17 protein-coding genes are annotated in these 16,633 nt (G+C 57.3%); 7 read left to right on the top strand and 10 right to left on the bottom strand.

What is annotated here, in order from left to right:
• Window positions 1-7: 7 nt before the first annotated feature.
• The 5 genes from CL546_RS01900 to miaB all read right to left on the bottom strand — a co-directional run bounded on the left by CL546_RS01900 (window position 8) and on the right by miaB (window position 5,283).
• A complete protein-coding gene (locus tag CL546_RS01900) occupies window positions 8-1,102 on the bottom strand; it encodes a sulfate/molybdate ABC transporter ATP-binding protein (protein WP_290492673.1) in 1,095 nt (364 codons plus the stop codon).
• Window positions 1,099-1,956, bottom strand: a complete 858-nt coding sequence (gene cysW / locus CL546_RS01895; protein WP_290492671.1) for a sulfate ABC transporter permease subunit CysW — start codon at window positions 1,954-1,956, stop codon at window positions 1,099-1,101. The genes CL546_RS01900 and cysW overlap by 4 nt, the downstream gene beginning before the upstream one ends.
• Window positions 1,957-1,958: 2 nt before the next feature.
• A complete protein-coding gene (cysT, locus tag CL546_RS01890) occupies window positions 1,959-2,786 on the bottom strand; it encodes a sulfate ABC transporter permease subunit CysT (protein ID WP_290492733.1) in 828 nt (275 codons plus the stop codon).
• A 25-nt stretch (window positions 2,787-2,811) separates the two neighbouring features.
• Window positions 2,812-3,813 (bottom strand): thiosulfate ABC transporter substrate-binding protein CysP, encoded by a 1,002-nt coding sequence (gene cysP, locus CL546_RS01885; protein ID WP_290492669.1) that lies wholly within the window; start codon window positions 3,811-3,813, stop codon window positions 2,812-2,814.
• Between the two features lie 132 nt (window positions 3,814-3,945).
• A complete protein-coding gene (gene miaB, locus CL546_RS01880; RefSeq protein ID WP_290492667.1) occupies window positions 3,946-5,283 on the bottom strand; it encodes a tRNA (N6-isopentenyl adenosine(37)-C2)-methylthiotransferase MiaB in 1,338 nt (445 codons plus the stop codon).
• Window positions 5,284-5,363: 80 nt separating this feature from the next.
• On the opposite strand from miaB, the gene CL546_RS01875 reads away from it, so the two are divergent.
• From CL546_RS01875 to CL546_RS01855, 5 genes are all read left to right on the top strand, one after another.
• Window positions 5,364-5,936: an SCO family protein gene (locus tag CL546_RS01875; RefSeq protein ID WP_290492665.1), complete on the top strand. Its 573-nt coding sequence runs from the start codon at window positions 5,364-5,366 to the stop codon at window positions 5,934-5,936.
• Window positions 5,917-6,372, top strand: a complete 456-nt coding sequence (locus tag CL546_RS01870) for a copper chaperone PCu(A)C (protein ID WP_290492663.1) — start codon at window positions 5,917-5,919, stop codon at window positions 6,370-6,372. Before CL546_RS01875 ends, CL546_RS01870 begins: the two co-directional genes overlap by 20 nt.
• An 83-nt stretch (window positions 6,373-6,455) precedes the next feature.
• Window positions 6,456-7,691: a hypothetical protein gene (locus CL546_RS01865; protein WP_290492661.1), complete on the top strand. Its 1,236-nt coding sequence runs from the start codon at window positions 6,456-6,458 to the stop codon at window positions 7,689-7,691.
• 12 nt (window positions 7,692-7,703) lie between these two features.
• Window positions 7,704-8,111 carry a hypothetical protein gene (locus CL546_RS01860; protein ID WP_230457717.1) on the top strand — a complete coding sequence of 136 codons (408 nt, stop codon included), beginning with the start codon at window positions 7,704-7,706 and terminating at the stop codon, window positions 8,109-8,111.
• Window positions 8,112-8,239: 128 nt separating this feature from the next.
• Window positions 8,240-9,178, top strand: a complete 939-nt coding sequence (locus tag CL546_RS01855) for an endonuclease/exonuclease/phosphatase family protein (protein ID WP_290492660.1) — start codon at window positions 8,240-8,242, stop codon at window positions 9,176-9,178.
• A 148-nt stretch (window positions 9,179-9,326) separates the two neighbouring features.
• Here CL546_RS01855 and CL546_RS01850 read toward each other — a convergent pair whose 3' ends face one another.
• The 3 genes from CL546_RS01850 to CL546_RS01840 form a co-directional block, all read right to left on the bottom strand.
• On the bottom strand, window positions 9,327-10,070 hold the full coding sequence (locus CL546_RS01850; RefSeq protein ID WP_290492658.1) for a TorF family putative porin: 744 nt from the start codon (window positions 10,068-10,070) through the stop codon (window positions 9,327-9,329).
• Window positions 10,071-10,284: 214 nt separating this feature from the next.
• Window positions 10,285-10,767 (bottom strand): hypothetical protein, encoded by a 483-nt coding sequence (locus CL546_RS01845; RefSeq protein ID WP_290492657.1) that lies wholly within the window; start codon window positions 10,765-10,767, stop codon window positions 10,285-10,287.
• Between the two features lie 104 nt (window positions 10,768-10,871).
• The gene (locus CL546_RS01840) at window positions 10,872-11,918 is read right to left on the bottom strand and encodes a M14 family zinc carboxypeptidase (protein ID WP_290492656.1); all 1,047 of its coding nucleotides are present in this window, start codon (window positions 11,916-11,918) and stop codon (window positions 10,872-10,874) included.
• Window positions 11,919-12,213: 295 nt separating this feature from the next.
• On the opposite strand from CL546_RS01840, the gene CL546_RS01835 reads away from it, so the two are divergent.
• Window positions 12,214-12,954: a YiiX/YebB-like N1pC/P60 family cysteine hydrolase gene (locus CL546_RS01835; protein ID WP_290492654.1), complete on the top strand. Its 741-nt coding sequence runs from the start codon at window positions 12,214-12,216 to the stop codon at window positions 12,952-12,954.
• Here the strand turns inward: CL546_RS01835 and CL546_RS01830 are convergent.
• Window positions 12,854-13,315, bottom strand: a complete 462-nt coding sequence (locus CL546_RS01830; protein WP_290492653.1) for a methyltransferase family protein — start codon at window positions 13,313-13,315, stop codon at window positions 12,854-12,856. The genes CL546_RS01835 and CL546_RS01830 overlap by 101 nt on opposite strands.
• 395 nt (window positions 13,316-13,710) lie before the next feature.
• On the opposite strand from CL546_RS01830, the gene CL546_RS01825 reads away from it, so the two are divergent.
• Window positions 13,711-15,177 carry a PhoH family protein gene (locus CL546_RS01825; protein ID WP_290492652.1) on the top strand — a complete coding sequence of 489 codons (1,467 nt, stop codon included), beginning with the start codon at window positions 13,711-13,713 and terminating at the stop codon, window positions 15,175-15,177.
• Between the two features lie 128 nt (window positions 15,178-15,305).
• Here CL546_RS01825 and CL546_RS01820 read toward each other — a convergent pair whose 3' ends face one another.
• Entirely contained in the window at window positions 15,306-16,310 is a 1,005-nt protein-coding gene (locus CL546_RS01820; RefSeq protein WP_290492651.1) for a hypothetical protein, read from the bottom strand.
• Between the last annotated feature and the right edge of the window lie 323 nt (window positions 16,311-16,633).

The raw sequence follows: 16,633 nt of genomic DNA, 5'->3' as shown, positions 1-16,633 counted from the left end.
CGTCGGGTCAGGCAGGAGTGACCCTGGGCCCCAGATTGCCGTCGCAGGTGACGGTCTGTAGTTGGCGCGGATGCACAAACAGGGTATCCCCGGGTTGTGCATCCAGCGCTTGCCAGGCGTCCCGACTCAATTCCACTTCCATCACCGCCGCTGGCCAGCCCAGCGCTTCCAGTTCCAGTGTTACCGTGCCGCCAAACACGCTGCGTGCGCCCAGTTTGACGGGCAGGTTGGCGCTGTCGCTGGGGTTTTTTCTCAGGTCCGCCTCGTGAGGGCGCAGGTAAAGGGTGAGTTCACCATCCGGGCAGGCGCCTTCGGTGGTGAGGCGCAGTTGTGCGTTGCCTGCTTGCCAGCTGCGGCCGTCGTAATGGCCCTTCAATGCATTGATATGCCCCAGGAAGTCGAACACGAAACGGCTGGCCGGTTGCTCGTAGACGGTGAGCGGTGACGCCATTTGTTCGATGCGCCCCTGGCTCATGACTACCACCTGGTCCGACACTTCCATGGCTTCTTCCTGGTCGTGGGTCACGAAGATGCTGGTAACAGAAATTTGTTCGTGCAGATGACGCAGCCAGCGGCGCAGCTCTTTACGTACCTTTGCATCCAGGGCTCCAAAGGGTTCGTCCAGCAGCAGGACATCGGGTTTCAGGGCCAGCGCCCGGGCCAGCGCCACGCGCTGTTTCTGCCCGCCGGATAACTGGGCGGGGTAGCGACCGGCCAGGTGGCCAAGCTGGACCAGATCAAGGAGTTCATTGACCCGCTGGCGGATTGCCGAGCGGGCGGGGCGTTCTTTCCGCGGCAGCATGCGCAGGCCAAAGGCCACATTGTCGGCCACGGTCAGGTGGCGGAACAGGGCATACTGCTGGAACACAAAGCCCACCTTGCGTTTGCGCACGTCCAGGTCGGTCACGTCCTGGCCATGGAACAGCACTCGTCCCTGATCCGCTTTTTCCAGCCCGGCAATGATGCGTAGCAGTGTCGTTTTGCCGGAACCGGAGGGGCCCAGTAGACCCACTAGCTGACCTTCCTGAACATCCAGATTGATGTCGTTCAGCGCGGTGAAATCGCCAAAACGTTTTTGAATCTGTTCGACACGAATGCTCATGGGGTGTCCTGTTCAGTGACTGTCGGTTCGGCGCTGTCTTGCGAGGTATTTTGCGTGGCCCATTCCAGTATGGTTTTCAACAGTAGAGTGACCAGCGCCATGGCGGCCAGCAGGCCGGCTGCGGTAAAAGCGCCCACGGTGTTGTAGTCCTGATTCCACATCTGCACCAGCAACGGCAGGGTCAGGGTCTGCCCGCGAATCAGGCCGGAGACCACGCTCACCGCACCGAATTCGCCCACCGCCCGGGCGTTGGTGAGGACCACGCCATACAACAGTGCCCAGCGAATTTTCGGCAACGTGACGTACCAGAAGGCCTGCCACCCGGAGGCACCAAGAATGATGGCCGCTTCTTCTTCGTGCTGGCCCTGGGACTCCATTAACGGAATCAGCACCCGTGCCACATAGGGGCAGGTAACAAAGACGGTGACCATGACCATGCCGGGCAGGGCGAACATCAGTTGCACGCCCATGCCGCTGAACCAGTTACCCACCACGCTCTGCGCCCCGTACACCACCAGATAACACAGCCCGGCCACCACCGGGCTCATGGCGAAGGGGATGTCGATAAGGGTGCTGAGCAGCTTGCGGCCGCGGAACTCGTAACGGGTAACGCACCAGGCCAGCAGAATGCCGAACAGCAGGTTCACTGGCACGGTGATTAGCGCGACGATCAGTGTCAGCTTGATGGCGCCAAGCATGTCCGGGTTGGTCAGGTTCTGTTGCACCATGGCCCAGCCCTGGCTGAAGGCTTCGGTGAAAATCAGCGCCAGTGGCATCACCAACAGAATGGCGACCGCAGCGAAGGCGGCCAGAATCAGTAGCCATTGGTGCCAGTGGCGGGGGCGTTCATGCATGGTTAATGCCCCTTCCAGCGGCGAGTGAGGCGGGACTGTACCAGCTGGATGCCGAACAACAGCACCAGTGACGCAATCAGGATGACCGAGGCCAGTGCACTGGCGGCGCCGTAGTCGAATTCATCCAGGCGGATGTTGACCAGCAGCGAGAGGATTTCGGTTTCGAAGGGCATGTTGCCGGCGATAAAAATCACTGCACCGTATTCGCCCAGGCTGCGGGTAAAGGCCAGGGCGGTGCCGGTGAGTAGTGCCGGCATCAGCTGCGCGAGAATCACCCGGGTAAAGGTGGCCATGGGCGTGGCGCCCAGGGTGGCGGCGGCTTCTTCCACGTCCGGGGTCAAGTCTTCCAGTACTGGCTGCACGGCGCGTACCACGAAAGGCAGGCTGGTGAAGCTCATGGCGATCATGATGCCCAGCGGCGTGTAGGCCACGCTGATGCCCACTGCTTCAAACCATTGCCCCAGCCAGCCGTTGGCGGCAAACAGGGCTGACAGGGTGAGCCCAGCCACGGCGGTGGGCAGGGCAAAGGGCAAGTCCACCAATGCATCCATCAGGCGCCGGCCGGGGAAGCGGTAGCGGGTGATCACCCAGGCCAGCAACAAACCGACTACAGCGTTAATGCCACTGGCGCCGGCGGCGGCTAGCAGGGTCACGCGGAAGCTGGCCAGTGAGCGGGGGTCGGTAATCACGCCCCAGTATTGGGCCCAGCTCATCTGTGACACATGAATGGCGAGCCCGGACAGGGGCACCAGAATCACCAGACAGATAAACAACACGCTCAGCGCGAAGCTGAGCGTGAAGCCGGGTAAAACGGAGTGTTGGGTTCGCAGTAGGGGCACTGTCTATTGGCGCGGTTTAGCGCAGGCTCCGGGCCTTGGCTTGCAAGCGATCCAGCTCGCCACCAGACGCAAAGTGGGTCTTCTGGGCGTCCGCCCAGGAGCCAAAGTAGTCAGCCACTTCCAGCAGTTTTACTGGCGGGAACTGGTCGGCGGTTTCCTTCACTACGGTGTCGTTATGCACCCGGTAATTGAAGCCGGCCAGCAGTCGCTGAATGTCTTCACTGTAGAGGAAGTTCAAGTATTCAGTGGCGACTTTACGGGTGCCTTTCTTGTCCACCACCTTGTCCACCACGGTAACCGGGAATTCGGCCAGCACGGAGGTTTTCGGCACTACCACGTCGTAGTCGTCACTACCGTACTGCTTGCGGATATTGTTCACCTCCGACTCGAAGCTGATCAGCACGTCGCCAATTTCACGCTCGGCAAAGGTGACGGTGGCCGCGCGGCCACCGGAATCGAATACGGCGACGTTGGCGAGAAAGTGGGCCATGTAGTCCCGGACTTTTTCTTCGTCTCCGCCTAGACGATCACTGGTTGCCATCCAGGCGGCCAGGTAGGTGTAGCGGCCGTTGCCGGAGGTCTTCGGGTTGGGGAAGACCACACTGACGTCTTCTTTCACCAGGTCCGCCCAGCCCTGAATATTTTTTGGGTTGCCCTTGCGCACCAGGAACGCGGTGGTGGAATAGTAAGGGCTGGAGTTGTTGGGCAGGCGGGTATTCCAGTCCGCCGGAATCAGGTTGCCCTTGTCATGCAGTACATTGACGTCGGTGACCTGATTAAAGGTGACTACGTCCGCTTTCAGGCCCTGCAGGATAGCGCGGGCTTGCTTGGAGGAGCCGGAGTGGGACTGCTGAATGGAGACCTTTTCGCCGCTCATTTCCTGCCAGTGGGCCTGGAACTTGGGGTTCACGGCGGCAAACAGCTCACGGGCAATATCGTAGGAGCTGTTCAGCAGGGTCTGCTGGGCACTGGCGGTGCCGGCAATGGCCAGCAACAGGGCGGAAATCCATACACGCATGGTTTGTCCTCACAAATGGGTCGGCGTTGGTCAACACGAACGAGGTTCAAGTCTATATAACCAGACGCTAATTAAAAGCGGTTCGCCTGGAACGAATCGCTATAACGATATGAGCCGTCCGGGCCCGGGCGTTTAGCCCGGGTTGCGCGGATCGGTGCCCAGCAGGGAGTTGCTGTAGGCCTGGGCGATGGTCACGTCTACGAATTTACCGATCAGGTCGGTGTCATCGCACTGGAAGTTCACCACCCGGTTGTTTTCGGTACGGCCCTTGAGCTGGCCCGGGTCTTTTTTGGAAAAGCCGTCCACCAGAATGCGCTGGGTGCTGCCCACCATTTTGCGGGAGATGTCCTGGGCGTTCTGGTTGATGCGCTGCTGGAGAATGGCCAGGCGCTGCTTCTTTACGTCCATGTCCACGTCATCGGGCAGGTCTGCCGCCGGGGTGCCGGGGCGGGCGCTGTAGATAAAGCTGAACGACATGTCGAAGCCGATGTCATGGATCAGGTTCATGGTGTCTTCGAAATCCCGGTCGGTTTCGCCGGGGAAACCGATGATGAAATCCGAGCTGAAGGAAATGTCCGGGCGAATGCGCTGGAGCTTGCGCAGCTTGCTCTTGTATTCGAGCACCATGTGGTTGCGCTTCATCATGGCCAGAATGCGGTCCGAGCCGGACTGCACCGGCAGGGGCAGGTGGCTGACCAGCTCAGGGACTTCTTCGTACACCTGAATCAGTGCATCGGAGAATTCCACCGGATGGCTGGTGGTGTAGCGAATGCGGTCGATGCCGTCGATGTCGCGGATCAGGCGGATCAGGTCGGCCAGATCCAGCGTATCACCGTCGGCACCTACACCCTGGTAGGCATTCACGTTCTGACCTAATAAGTTGACCTCGCGAACGCCCATGTCGGCCAGGTGCTGGATTTCCTTGAGCACTGGCTGAACCGGGCGACTGACTTCTTCCCCGCGGGTGTAGGGGACCACGCAGAACGTGCAGTACTTGGAGCAGCCTTCCATGATGGATACGAAGGCGGACGGGCCGTCCACACTGGGTTCCGGCAGATTGTCGAACTTTTCGATTTCCGGGAAGGTCACATCAATGGCCAGCTCGCGGGTGCTGGCGGCCTGGGTGATCAGCCCGGGCAGGCGATGCAGGGTCTGGGGGCCGAAAACCACGTCCACATAGGGTGCGCGGTCGCGGATGGCATCGCCTTCCTGGCTGGCCACACAGCCGCCCACGCCGATGATCATGTCGGGCTTGGCGTCTTTCAGCTTTTTCCAGCGGCCCAATTGATGGAAGACCTTTTCCTGGGCTTTTTCCCGGATAGAGCAGGTGTTGAGAAGCAACACATCCGCTTCTTCCGGGTTGTCGGTGGGCTCCAGGCCGTGGCTGGATTCGAGCAGATCCACCATGCGGGTAGAATCGTACTCGTTCATCTGGCAGCCGTGGGTCTGGATAAACAGCTTACGTGCCATGGGTTGCCTAACCGTCAAATAGAGGGAAAATGGGCGCGGATTATAGCGCTGACTGCCGCAAACTGCGAACCGGAGAATTCATGCGAAAACTGCTGTATGTGTTGCCATTACTGGCAGCGTTGGTGCTGGCCAGCTGTGGCAAGCAGGAAAGTGACCTGCCGGTGAACTCCCGGCTGGGGGGGGATTTCACCCTGACCGATCAAAATGGTGCGCCTTTTCAAGCGGATAAGCTGAAGGGGCAGGTGTCGATTCTGTTCTTTGGCTACACCCATTGCCCGGATATCTGCCCGGCAGTGCTGGCCCAGGTGGCACAGGTTTACCGTCACCTGGAAGAGGAGGGGGTGGCCGATCAGGTGCAACCGGTGTTCATTACGTTTGATCCTGAGCGGGACACGGCTGCCCACCTGAAAGAATATCTGCCCTGGTTCAAGGCAGACATCATCGGTTTGACGGGCAGCCTGGAACAGATCCGTGAGGTGGCCGAGCAGTACGGTGTGGTTTTCATCAAGGATAAGGATGCCGGGGAGCAGGGCTACCTGTTTACCCATAGCGACTATATTTACCTGCTGGATGACCAGGCGCGTGTGCGCAAGTTGTACCCGGCAGATTTCAAGATTGATGAGGTGGTAACGGATGTTGAATCACTTTTGTAAGCCCGTTTGTCAGGGCGTGGCACTGGCTGCCGCGCTGTGCGCGGGAGCTGCCAACGCGGATGTACGAATCAGTGATGGCTGGCTGCGGGCCGTGCCGCCGGTGTCGCCGACCATGGCAGGCTACCTTACGGTGACCAATGAGGGTGACAGCAGCGTAAAAATTACCGGTGCTCATAGTGAAATTGCGGGGCATGCCATGTTGCACAGTATGAAAACCCTGGAGGACGGGACGCGCAAGATGGGCCATCTGCATCACGTCATGTTGGCGCCGGGGGAATCGTTTTCCTTTTCACCGGGCGGCGACCATTTGATGCTGATGAAACTGCAGCGGGTTCCGCAGCCTGGTGAGTCGGTCACGGTCTGCCTGACGCAGGCTGAAGGGGAGGCGATTTGTGCCGGGTTGCCGGTTTTGCGTGAAGCGCCCTCTGGCGCTTGATTCCCGATCACAATCACGGATAATGCCATCCTTTCGTCTTAGTTAAACTTTAATGAAAAAGACGAATTTTCTGTGGGGGAGCTATGGGAAAGGCATTATCTGTCGTGCTCGGTGCGTCGCTGGGCATCAGCCCTTTATGGGCGACTGCTGCTGAAAGCGATGTGGAACAGACGCTGCGTGATTACCAGCAGCGGCTTGAAAAGCTGGAACAGCAACAGGTTGAAAGCAGCCTGACACAGCCTGAGCGGCTGCGTATCAACGGATTCCTCTCCGCCGGCATGAGCCGTGCCGAGGCGGACACCACCTTGGGTGACGACGGCAGCTACATTGATGGCTCCGGTGACAAGTGGAGTCATGATTCCCTTACCCGTGCCGGCGTACAGTTCAACGCCCAGCTCACCGATAAGGCCGAGGCTGTTGTTCAGCTGTTTGCCTCCGGTGCCGATGATTTCAATGCGGAAGTGCAGTGGGCCTACCTGGACTACGACGTTACCGAGAGCGTCAGCGTCAAGGCGGGGCGTATTGTGGCGCCGTTTTATCTGCACTCGCAGTATGTGGATGTGGGTTATGCCTATCCCTGGGTGTCACTGCCTTCCGAGGTGTATCAGCTGGCGCCCATCAAAACCATGGAAGCACTGGAAGCGACCTGGGGCTTCAATACCGGCCCGGTCAGCCACCGGGTTAGCGGTTTCTGGGGTTCCAGCACCGTGGATGGTGGGCCGCGTACCAACAATGCGCAATATCAGGCTGACGATCTCGCCGGCATGAATCTGACCAGTCGCTGGCGTGACTGGACCGTGCGTGCGGCCTACTCTGCGGCGGATGTGTCCGTGGGACAGGATGATCTGGATGCACTGATTCCTGCTACCGCATTGGGATTGTCCTTTGACGAGGTGTACACCTACTTCGCAGGCCTGGGCCTGCAATATGATGACGGTAGCTGGTTCATGTCTGGCGAGGTGGCGCGTCTGGACTTTGGGAACTGGTACCCCAGCAGCCAAAGTGCCTATGTGAGCCTGGGTAAGTATATGGGCAAGTGGATGCCGTTGGTGACCTGGGCGGAAGTGGACCCCCGTGATCTGGATTCCTCTTTACCTGGCCCGATCAATAATGGCCTGGCCGAACAGCAGAAAAGCTGGACGGCAGGATTACGTTACTCGCTCACCGATTCCATCGCCCTGAAAGGGGAGTTCAGTTACTACTACGACTTCTCTGATGATGAGGTTTCCACCACAGGGTTCTTTGTCACCGACCCGGGGGCGGAGATGGAAGATGATCATGCCACCATTGTGCGTCTCAGCGCCGATTTGGTCTTTTAAGGGAGAATGATAATGAAGAAATGGATAATTTCATTGCTCCTGACCCTGTCCGCCACTCTGCACGCCGAGCCGGTTGTGGTGGTTTCAGCCAGTAGCGAATTGACCATGCTGACTCAGGACGAAGTGCGCCAGTTATTTAATGGGTTGACTCGCCGGGCGTCTGGCGTTGCCTTGAAACCGTTGGATTTGCCGGCTAAAAGCGCTGAGCGCACGGGCTTTTATCAGCGGGTGATGGGAAAAAGCGCGGAGCAGATGAAAAGCTATTGGGCCAGAATGATTTTCACCGGCCGAGGAATGCCGCCACGGGAAGTGTCCAGCGACCGGGAAATGGTCATGCTGGTCGGCAGTAATCGAAACTTTATCGGTTACGTGGATGAGACCAAGGTCTCACCACAGTTAAAAGTGGTGTATCGCCCCTGAATGTGTTTTTTGACCCGCCTCTCCGGCGGGTTTTTTTTGGTCTTTACGGATTGCCTGGGCGCGTTGGCTTACAGGCCGTTGCGTCTGCTGCTCTGTTGTGGCGATGCCCGCAGGCATACACTGCCCGCATGCGTTTACTCATTCTGATTGCCCTCACTATTTTCCCGCTGTGGGCCCTGGCCGATTGTGCGCAGCTTGCGCCTGCCCGTGGTGTGCCTGCTGCGTCTGACCAGACATGGACGCTGGCAACCCTGAACCTGTGGCGCCTGCGCGATGACCACAAGAACAGCGAGCTGGATGACCCTGTGTCGTCTGTGTTGTTGAGGGCACGGATAAAGGCCGTCGCGGGCTTTATTGTGGAAGACCTGAACGCGCCGCATGTTCTGGCGCTTCAGGAAGTGGAAAACCGGGCCGTGCTGGATCGGCTGGCGGAGCGGTTGGCGCAGCGTGGTTACCGGTATCGTTCAGTGCTGCGCGAAGGCAATGACCCTTCCGGTATGGATGTGGCGGTGATGTATCGCTCACCGATCAATATTGGGTTGGTGAGCATTCTTTTTTCAGACCAGCAATTCCATGGCCACGCGCTGTACTCACGCCCTCCGTTGGTCGTTACGCTTGAAGCGCCGCTTGCTGCTAAGGTCGTGGTGGTGCATTGGCGTAGCGCGCGGAATTTGAAGAAAGCCTGGGTTCATGAAAAAAGACAGACTCAGGCGGCCTTGTTGGCTAACTGGCTAACGATGCAGACCTCGCCATTGATCGTGGCGGGGGATTTCAATACGACCTGGAACGCAGGTCGTTTCTCTGACAGCTATGAACGGTTTGAGCAATCGGGCTTGCTGAATCTCTGGTCGTTCTTGCCTGAAAAGGAGCGTTACAGTTTTCGTCACCGCTGTCGCCCGCAAGCGCTGGACCATATCTGGGTGTCACCTGGATTGAAAACCACTGTTAGCAAGGTTGCGGTGAGTCGTGGCAATGCGGGGCGTTACGACAGCCTGTATGGCAGCCAGGGTGTGGACCCAATTTCAGACCATGATGCACTGGTGGTTTATTTTTCAATTAAGAGATAAAGAAAAGTGAGGGCGTGTTGCGTGAAGCGTGAGGCATGTAGCGTCAATGAAAAAAGCGCCGCAGGGTTGCTTGCGTGCTTGCGAGGACCAGGGAGAGCCCTGCGGCGTAAACAGTGGGCGAGCGGAGTCGCCCAGGTAACCTTGTGGCTTAGAGCGGGAAGCTGTAGCCGACAACGAAGAGCGGATCTTGCTCATCGGATACCGCAGCAAACTCGTCGCTATCTACAACCTTGGACACGGTAAAGGTCAGGTTTTCGATAGGAGAGTAGCTAAGATCCACGTGGGTATAGTTGGCGTCGTCCGCATCCAGATCCCAGGTACCTACGGTCAGACCAAACGCGTCGTATTCGTAGCCCAGGGTCAGGTAAAGGTCGTCACCAAAGTTCTCTTTATCCGAGTTGCTCAGGTTGTTGGCGCTCACGTAACCGGTGAAGGTGAAGCCGGCCATGCCAACACTGGCAATCAGTTCAGCCAGTTCGCCAGCACCAACATCATCTTCCGGATACACATAAGTCCAGTAGGAAATGTCGTAGCTCAGGCCGCCTGCTTCGCCACCGAAACCAGCGTAGAAGTCCGTTTCAGTGGAGGTTGTGCCAGAGCCCTCAACCGGAGTGACACCAGGAGCTACAACGTTAGCTTCACCGGTGAAGCTAACCGGGGTGCCAGCAGAAGAAACCCAGGAACCTGCGTAGAAGCCCATTTCGGTGGTGAAGTCCAGGCTGCCGGAAACGTTGGCGGTACCTGCGGACACGTCCTGACCACGCCACAAGTACATGCTGGCGATACCCAGGCTACCGCTGACTTCTGCAGCTGCCATAGACGGAGCCACCACGCTTGCTGCCGCAATAGTGGAAGCAATAAGCGTTTTCTTCAGACCAAATACGTTTTTCATGTGCAACCCTCTTAACAAGTCTAATTTTTTCAAGTGTGCGCAGGTGGCGCACCGCCTATCAGGCTCGAAAGAGATAATGCAGAGAGTGTGCCAGTTTTTATTTTTCTTTATTTAACAGTGGGTTGAGATTATCAGGAGGGAAGGCGAAGGGGGTAACAGAGCTGCAATGTAAAAGGGGGTGCACCGCAATAGTGCAGTGCACCAAAAAGGATTTTTATTGCGGGCATTTCCAGTCGATTTGCACGGCGTCAGCGGAGTGGCCGTTGCTATCGGTCAATGACAGGCCACATTGCGTCTGGGTGTAGTTAAATTGTGCCTGGTAGTGCTCGCCGGCAAGCGCTTCAAATTGAAGGGCTACCTTGCAGCGATTCCGCTTGGTGCTATTAGTGCTTTTCTGGTTGTAGATAATGCCAATCCGGGCTTGCGGGGATGCCTGCAGGACGGTCGTGACTTCCGGGCTTTTCTTCATGGCTTCCATCAGCTCATTCATGCTGTCGCCGCCAATTGGCTGTTGGGCAATCGAGTAATCCGTGGACTGGAAGCCCTCGCCGGGGACACAGATCACGGGCTGGGCGGCCGTATCGTTGCTGGTAAAGGTGATCTCGGCGGTGTCATCACCATAGGGTTGCTGGTAGCCGCTGAAGTGGTGACAGCCGCTGAATAGCAAGGCGAGAGCCGGAACAAGCAGAGGTTTCATACCGGGTTTCCTGAAAGTCGAGTTTGGGCAAGTGTAAGGCAGTGGGGGTTGTGACCCAACCTTGTGCACAAACAATGCAATTGCAGGGCCAATTCCCGTTTAGTTCAGTGATTGTCCAGAAACCAGTGCTGGATGGCTTGTTGGGTCAGGTGGTTGCGCTCACTGGCTGAGGGTAGCCAGTTGCCGGCGTTACTGGCCATGGCGGTGAGGAATTCAAAGAAGGGCAGGTGCTGGCGCAAAACCCGGTGATGGCGGTGGCTGATCATTGGATTGAAGTAACCGAAGAAATCCAGCATCTGGCGTGGGTTTTTGCGCACCCAGAGCCAGGACCCCATTTCCAGGGTGAAGGGCAGAAAGGTGTGATCCGGCTGCTGTTCCTGGGCGTCGTCGTACAGGTAATCCCAGAGATCCCCGTGGGTGGTGTAGTTAATCGACTGCGGCTCGATCAGGTAGGGATGGTGATTCGGGTAGGTTTGCTCAAAGACCTGTTTGAGCCGGTATACCTCGGCAATATGTGGAATGGGCCGATGACTTCGCGCGTAGCAACACCAGACCCGGTCCCGGCGGCCAAAGCCGCTGTGGCAATCCAGGCTCATGGAGAACGGTGAAGAAAACAATTTTTCTCGCACGGTGCGGATCACCGCCTGGGCCTCGGGCTCCATGGGCTCACCCCTTTTTCCCCGATACCAGGGCAAATGTCGGCTGATGCGATGGCCGCCGACCAGAAAAGGGACCTTGCCCATGGCGTCAATCGGGGCGTTGCGCATCAGATCCACCCCGTTGGGATTGCTACGTGTACGCCGCCAGATCCCGCCTGGATTGATCATGGGCATGAAAACCAGACGTACCTTTTCCAGGCGCCGGTGAAGCTGATCATCCCATTGCAGGCGGTGAATCAGGCTATGTAACCATGACATCAACACTTGGCTGCCAATGCGTTCGACGCCATGTACGCCGCCGAAAAAACCTATCACCGGTGCGTTGGGCGATTGGCTGCCCAGCTCGATCACATGAATCGGCAGGGAGATTTGACCCATGGGCACCTGATGCACCGTGGTCACGCGTAAATGCCGTTCCCCGTGGCGGATCAATGCATCCAGTTCCAGCAGTTCCGGCAGGTGGCGTTGCAGCAGGTAGAGCTTTTCTTCCATAGGTCACTTTCGTCCACGGTGACGCTTACCTTAACGGCAATGGATAACAGAAATGTGACGATATGAGCGGCGGGCGATAAGCCACTGCCTTCGGCGGCAGCACGGGTTGGGGCTGATGGGGTTTCCCGTGTTACCTCTTGTCGCTTCAAGCTTGTGGCTCTCTCTTCTCTTTCACCAAAGTGTGATGGTGCTGTCAGCAGAGTGTCATGACGGGTTTCTAGCGTGAAGAGCAAGGGTTTCATCGCATGACGGGCGGAGTGCTTCGTTCGGATGTCATCACAACGGAAGGGCGACTGTGGCCAAGCCAGACATTCAGCCTCACGATTCTGTTGATACATTGCGCACCGGTGATCTGCTGCTGTTTTCCGGTCGGGGGTTTACCAGCGATGTGATTCGGGTATTTACCCGCAGCCCCTGGAGTCATATAGGCATGGTGCTTCACCTGCCTGGCCAGCCGGAGCCGCTGGTGCTGGAATCCACTACTCTCAGTGAATCCCCGGATGTGACCCTCGGCCATCCGATTGCCGGCGTGGCGCTGGTTCCGTTACACAGAAAAATCCGGGATTACCCGGGGGCGGTAGCGGTACGTCGCCGGCACGGACCCAAGCTGTCAGAGCGCCAGCAGCGCATGGTGGCTCGCATGGCGCGCCGACTGCTGCATCGCCCCTATAAAAATTATGTGTTCTGTAATGCGTTGGATGTGCTGACCGGGTTTACCCGCCGGCCAGACCAGCGTGGCTGGTTCTGTTCTGAGCTGGTGGCCGAGCTCTATCGTCGCCTTGGCTGGTTACCCCTGGATACCCGTCCAAGTACCCTGGTGCCCGGCCATTTTGGTTCGCGTCATATGCGTCTGCAGCATGGCAAGCTGGGCCCCGTGGAATGGCTCAAACCTGAATTGCCATGGCGCCCGATGCGCGGTGAGGCCGATGATGCGCTTACAGCCAGCGCCGCACCTTCTTCCTGTATGCCTGCCACTGCTCACCAAACTGTTGGGCATGAAACGTTTCTTCCGCCGCGATCACATGTTGCTGGATAACCCAGATGACAGGCACCCACATCACCAGCATGCCGGTGCTGTGTTGAGCCATTGCCATGGCCAGATGCAGACAGGCAAAGCCCAGGTAGATGGGATTACGGCTGAGCGAAAACACGCCGCCGGTGAGCAGGGCATTGGCTGCCCGGTGGGGCATCAGGGTGGTGTGGGCCCGGCGCAGTTGAATCACCGCACTGGCGGCAAGCCCGATCCCGATAAGCGCGAGCACCACGGTGACCCATTGTTGGCCCGGAAAGTGTACCGCCGGAAGGGACAGTGCACGGTCCAGCCCGTATCCCATCAGCAGCCCGCCCAGAAAGAGAGCAGGCGGCGGCATCATGACCTGGGGATGTTCGAGCGACATGGGATTTCCTTCTGTGATGTTTGTTTGTCGGTATGCGGGGCCAAGGTCTGATTGTATCTGCCTCAGGCCGTTTTTATCACGAGAAATACCGGGCCAATGTCGGCCAGGTCAACACTGCACCGGACCGCGTTGCACACAGCGAACGCAAGGAGAGGCAAAAGATTGAGCAATGCACTATTGATCGTTTGTGAAAAGCTGGGTTATGGTAATTCCAATCCCGCCTTTGTGGGAGTGATCGCGATCAAAAGCTGAAAAAGCTTAATGCAACTGAACCGCCAAAGGGCTTAAACCGTGGCGGCAGGCGCAGGCGTCACTCTCGCAGTCCCAGATTTGACGTCAAGCCTCAGCCGCCAAAACGAAGCAACCGTACCGTCTAACCTGTATAGGGGATACGCATGGAAGAGCGCGCGGCCAGACTCCACACCCTTTCCGTCAACCACGCAAGCGCCAGTCAGAACGACAGTTCGACCTTCGAAGAAGACCAGAAAAAAACCTACGTTATCGATACCAATGTGCTGATTCACGATCCCAACTCGTTACTGAATTTCGAGGAACATCGGGTCGTGATTCCCATGACGGTGCTGGAGGAACTGGACAAGCTCAAGAGTGGAAAGTCACACACGGCGGCGGATTGCCGTGCCGCGATTCGGCAGATCGACAAGGTGTTGGGTAGTGCGACACCGGAGCAGGTGGAAGAAGGGATTCCCATTCCCCGTGGTGGCGATAATGCGCCCCAGGGCACCCTTACCGTCTTGATGGCGGAACAGAACAAGGCCTCTGCGCCGCTGCCCAATGATCTGAATGACAACCGTATTATCAATGATGTGGTTGCCATGAAAGACCAGTTCCCGGACCGCCGTTATATTCTGGTGACCAAGGACATCAACATGCGCCTCAAGGCGCGGGCATGCGGTATCGAATCGGAGGATTATCACAACGACCAATTGGTGTCAGACATCAAGCAGCTGACCCGGGGTTATTTTGAAGTGCCCGGCTCGTTCTGGGACCAGGTCACCCAGGTAGAGACCGAACAGGTGGGCGTGGACACCCTGCACCATCTGTCCCACGGCTTGCTGGTCAGTGAAATTCTGGGTGAAGAGGTCTATCCCAATCAGTATATCGTTGATGAACAGGGGTTTATTGGCCGGGTGATGACGGTGGAAAACGGGGTGGTGACGCTTCGTCATTATAAGGCGGACAGCCTGATGGAGCAGGAAGCCTGGGGCCTGAAACCGATGAACATTCAGCAGGCTATTGCCCTGCAGATGTTACTGGACCCGGATGTGCACATTGTCACGCTGACCGGGGCGGCCGGGTCAGGGAAAACCATTCTGGCGCTGGCGGCGGCCATCGAAATGACCGTGGAGCAGAAAAGCTTTAACAAGATTATTGCCACCCGCTCCACGCCACCACTGGCGGAAGATCATGGCTTTTTGCCCGGCACGGAAGAGGAAAAGATGGACCCGTGGCTGGGGGCCATCAATGACAATATCGAGGCGTTACACCTGAATGATGAGAACCCGTCCGGGAGCATCCAGTATGTGAAAGAACGCGCTAATATCCAGTTCAAGGCGATGAACTATATCCGTGGGCGCAGTTTCCAGAAATCCCTGATCCTGATTGATGAGAGCCAGAATCTGACCCCCCACCAGATGAAGGCGATCATTACCCGGGCAGGGGAAGGTTCCAAGGTGGTGTGCCTGGGCAACCTGGCACAAATCGACACGCCCTACCTGTCGCCCACCAGCTCCGGGCTGACTTACATGACCGAACGCTTCAAACGGTTCGAGCATGGTGGCTCGGTGCAGCTGAACGGGGTGCCCAGGTCCAAGTTGGCGGAATACGCGGAATCGTTTCTCTGAATTTATAATTAATAACTTCGCGAGCCACTTCAGCTTTAGCCTGAAATGTAAGAGGCCGCGCCCTGTTTGGGTGCGGCCTCTTTTTTTAAAACAATATGACCTGGTTGGGGTCAGTTATTAATTGTTAACTATTCATTATTAATTATGTTCCTGCACGCCTCGGACTGATAGAAATCGTCCAGCACCCACTCGATAAAGGGTTCCAGTACGCCTTGTTCAACCAGAACACTGGCGCCTCGGGCCAGTGCCGGCGTGGCGATCTCGCGGATCCGTTCTTCACTGATCTGCATGCCCTCCAGGACGCTTTTCAGTGGTTTCTCCATCAGCGATGCCACGGCTGCCTGGATGCCCACGCTGACCAGACGGCGGGTGTACGCCAGACGGGCACTTTCATCGGTAATCGCGCAACTTTGCGCCACCACTTCCGTCACGGCGCCGTCGGGCACCATTTTCATGTGATTTGCCGGTTTAAGCGGGGCGATGCGGTGGTAGCCATCGCGGGCCAGTTGCTGAATTCGCTCGTTGGTTAATTGTTTGTTCAGCCATTGCTCACCGGTTTTCAGGGTGACGCGAATATTTTTTTGCAGGTAGGTGCGAATGGATTCTTCCATGCCGCCCATGGCTTTGCCGACCACACTCTTGCGGCCTATCTTCATCATGCTGCTAACGCCGGGCAGTTTCGCCAGCGCATTTTCTTCCAGCAGGAAATTCTTGATGCCGGTATAGAGCATTTCACTGACCATTTCGCTGACCAGTGGATGGTTCATGGCTGCGTGGATGGCTTTTTCCCGCAGGCTTTGCAGTTTTAGTACTTGTTCGAGAATGGCCTCGAAGTGTTCCTCGCGAAGCAGCTCACCGATGGTGGCGTCATCCTGCTCCGCAGCGTCCCACACGGCAAGGCTCACATCGTTGATGACGTCCTGCAATCCGCGGGCACTGAGCGCTTCCTGCAACCACTGATCGACCACCTGTACAAGACTGTCCTGATCCACCAGGTTGCCGAGCGGAATGTCAGTAAGCAGGTTGCTCGCTTGAGCCATGAGGCTCTGCCAGTGTTCCGGGTCCTGAAGCTGTTGACTCAGATGTGCCTTGTGAGCATCGCGCAGGGCGCTGACCAGGGTATTGGAGGACATGGTGATACAACCTCGTTGTTATTCGGTTCTGGGTATTGAAGATCCCGGGCCTGGCGATGGGACGCAGACCCCCGCTTCGCGGTAGAGCGCATGGCTCCGAAAGCTATCTTGCGGCATTCGCACCACGCTGTATGTAACCGGGAAGACTGCTGCCGGAGGCGCTAGTGCAAACGTTACAGACGCAGTGCGGTGGTGTGTATGCCGGGTACGGTTTGCTACCAGAATGGATTGGCATCGGCGTGCGGTATGTTTTGCACCGTTGGTCAAAATTTATGCGGTTTCGGTCGGTATGCATGGGTCTGCATAATTAGAGGCGCCTATTC

Source organism: Alcanivorax sp. (genome assembly GCF_002726155.1).
In the GTDB taxonomy this organism is placed as follows: Bacteria; Pseudomonadota; Gammaproteobacteria; order Pseudomonadales; family Alcanivoracaceae; genus Alcanivorax.
Note: the sequence above shows the minus strand (reverse complement) of the source record. Positions and strands in the feature narration are given on the sequence as shown.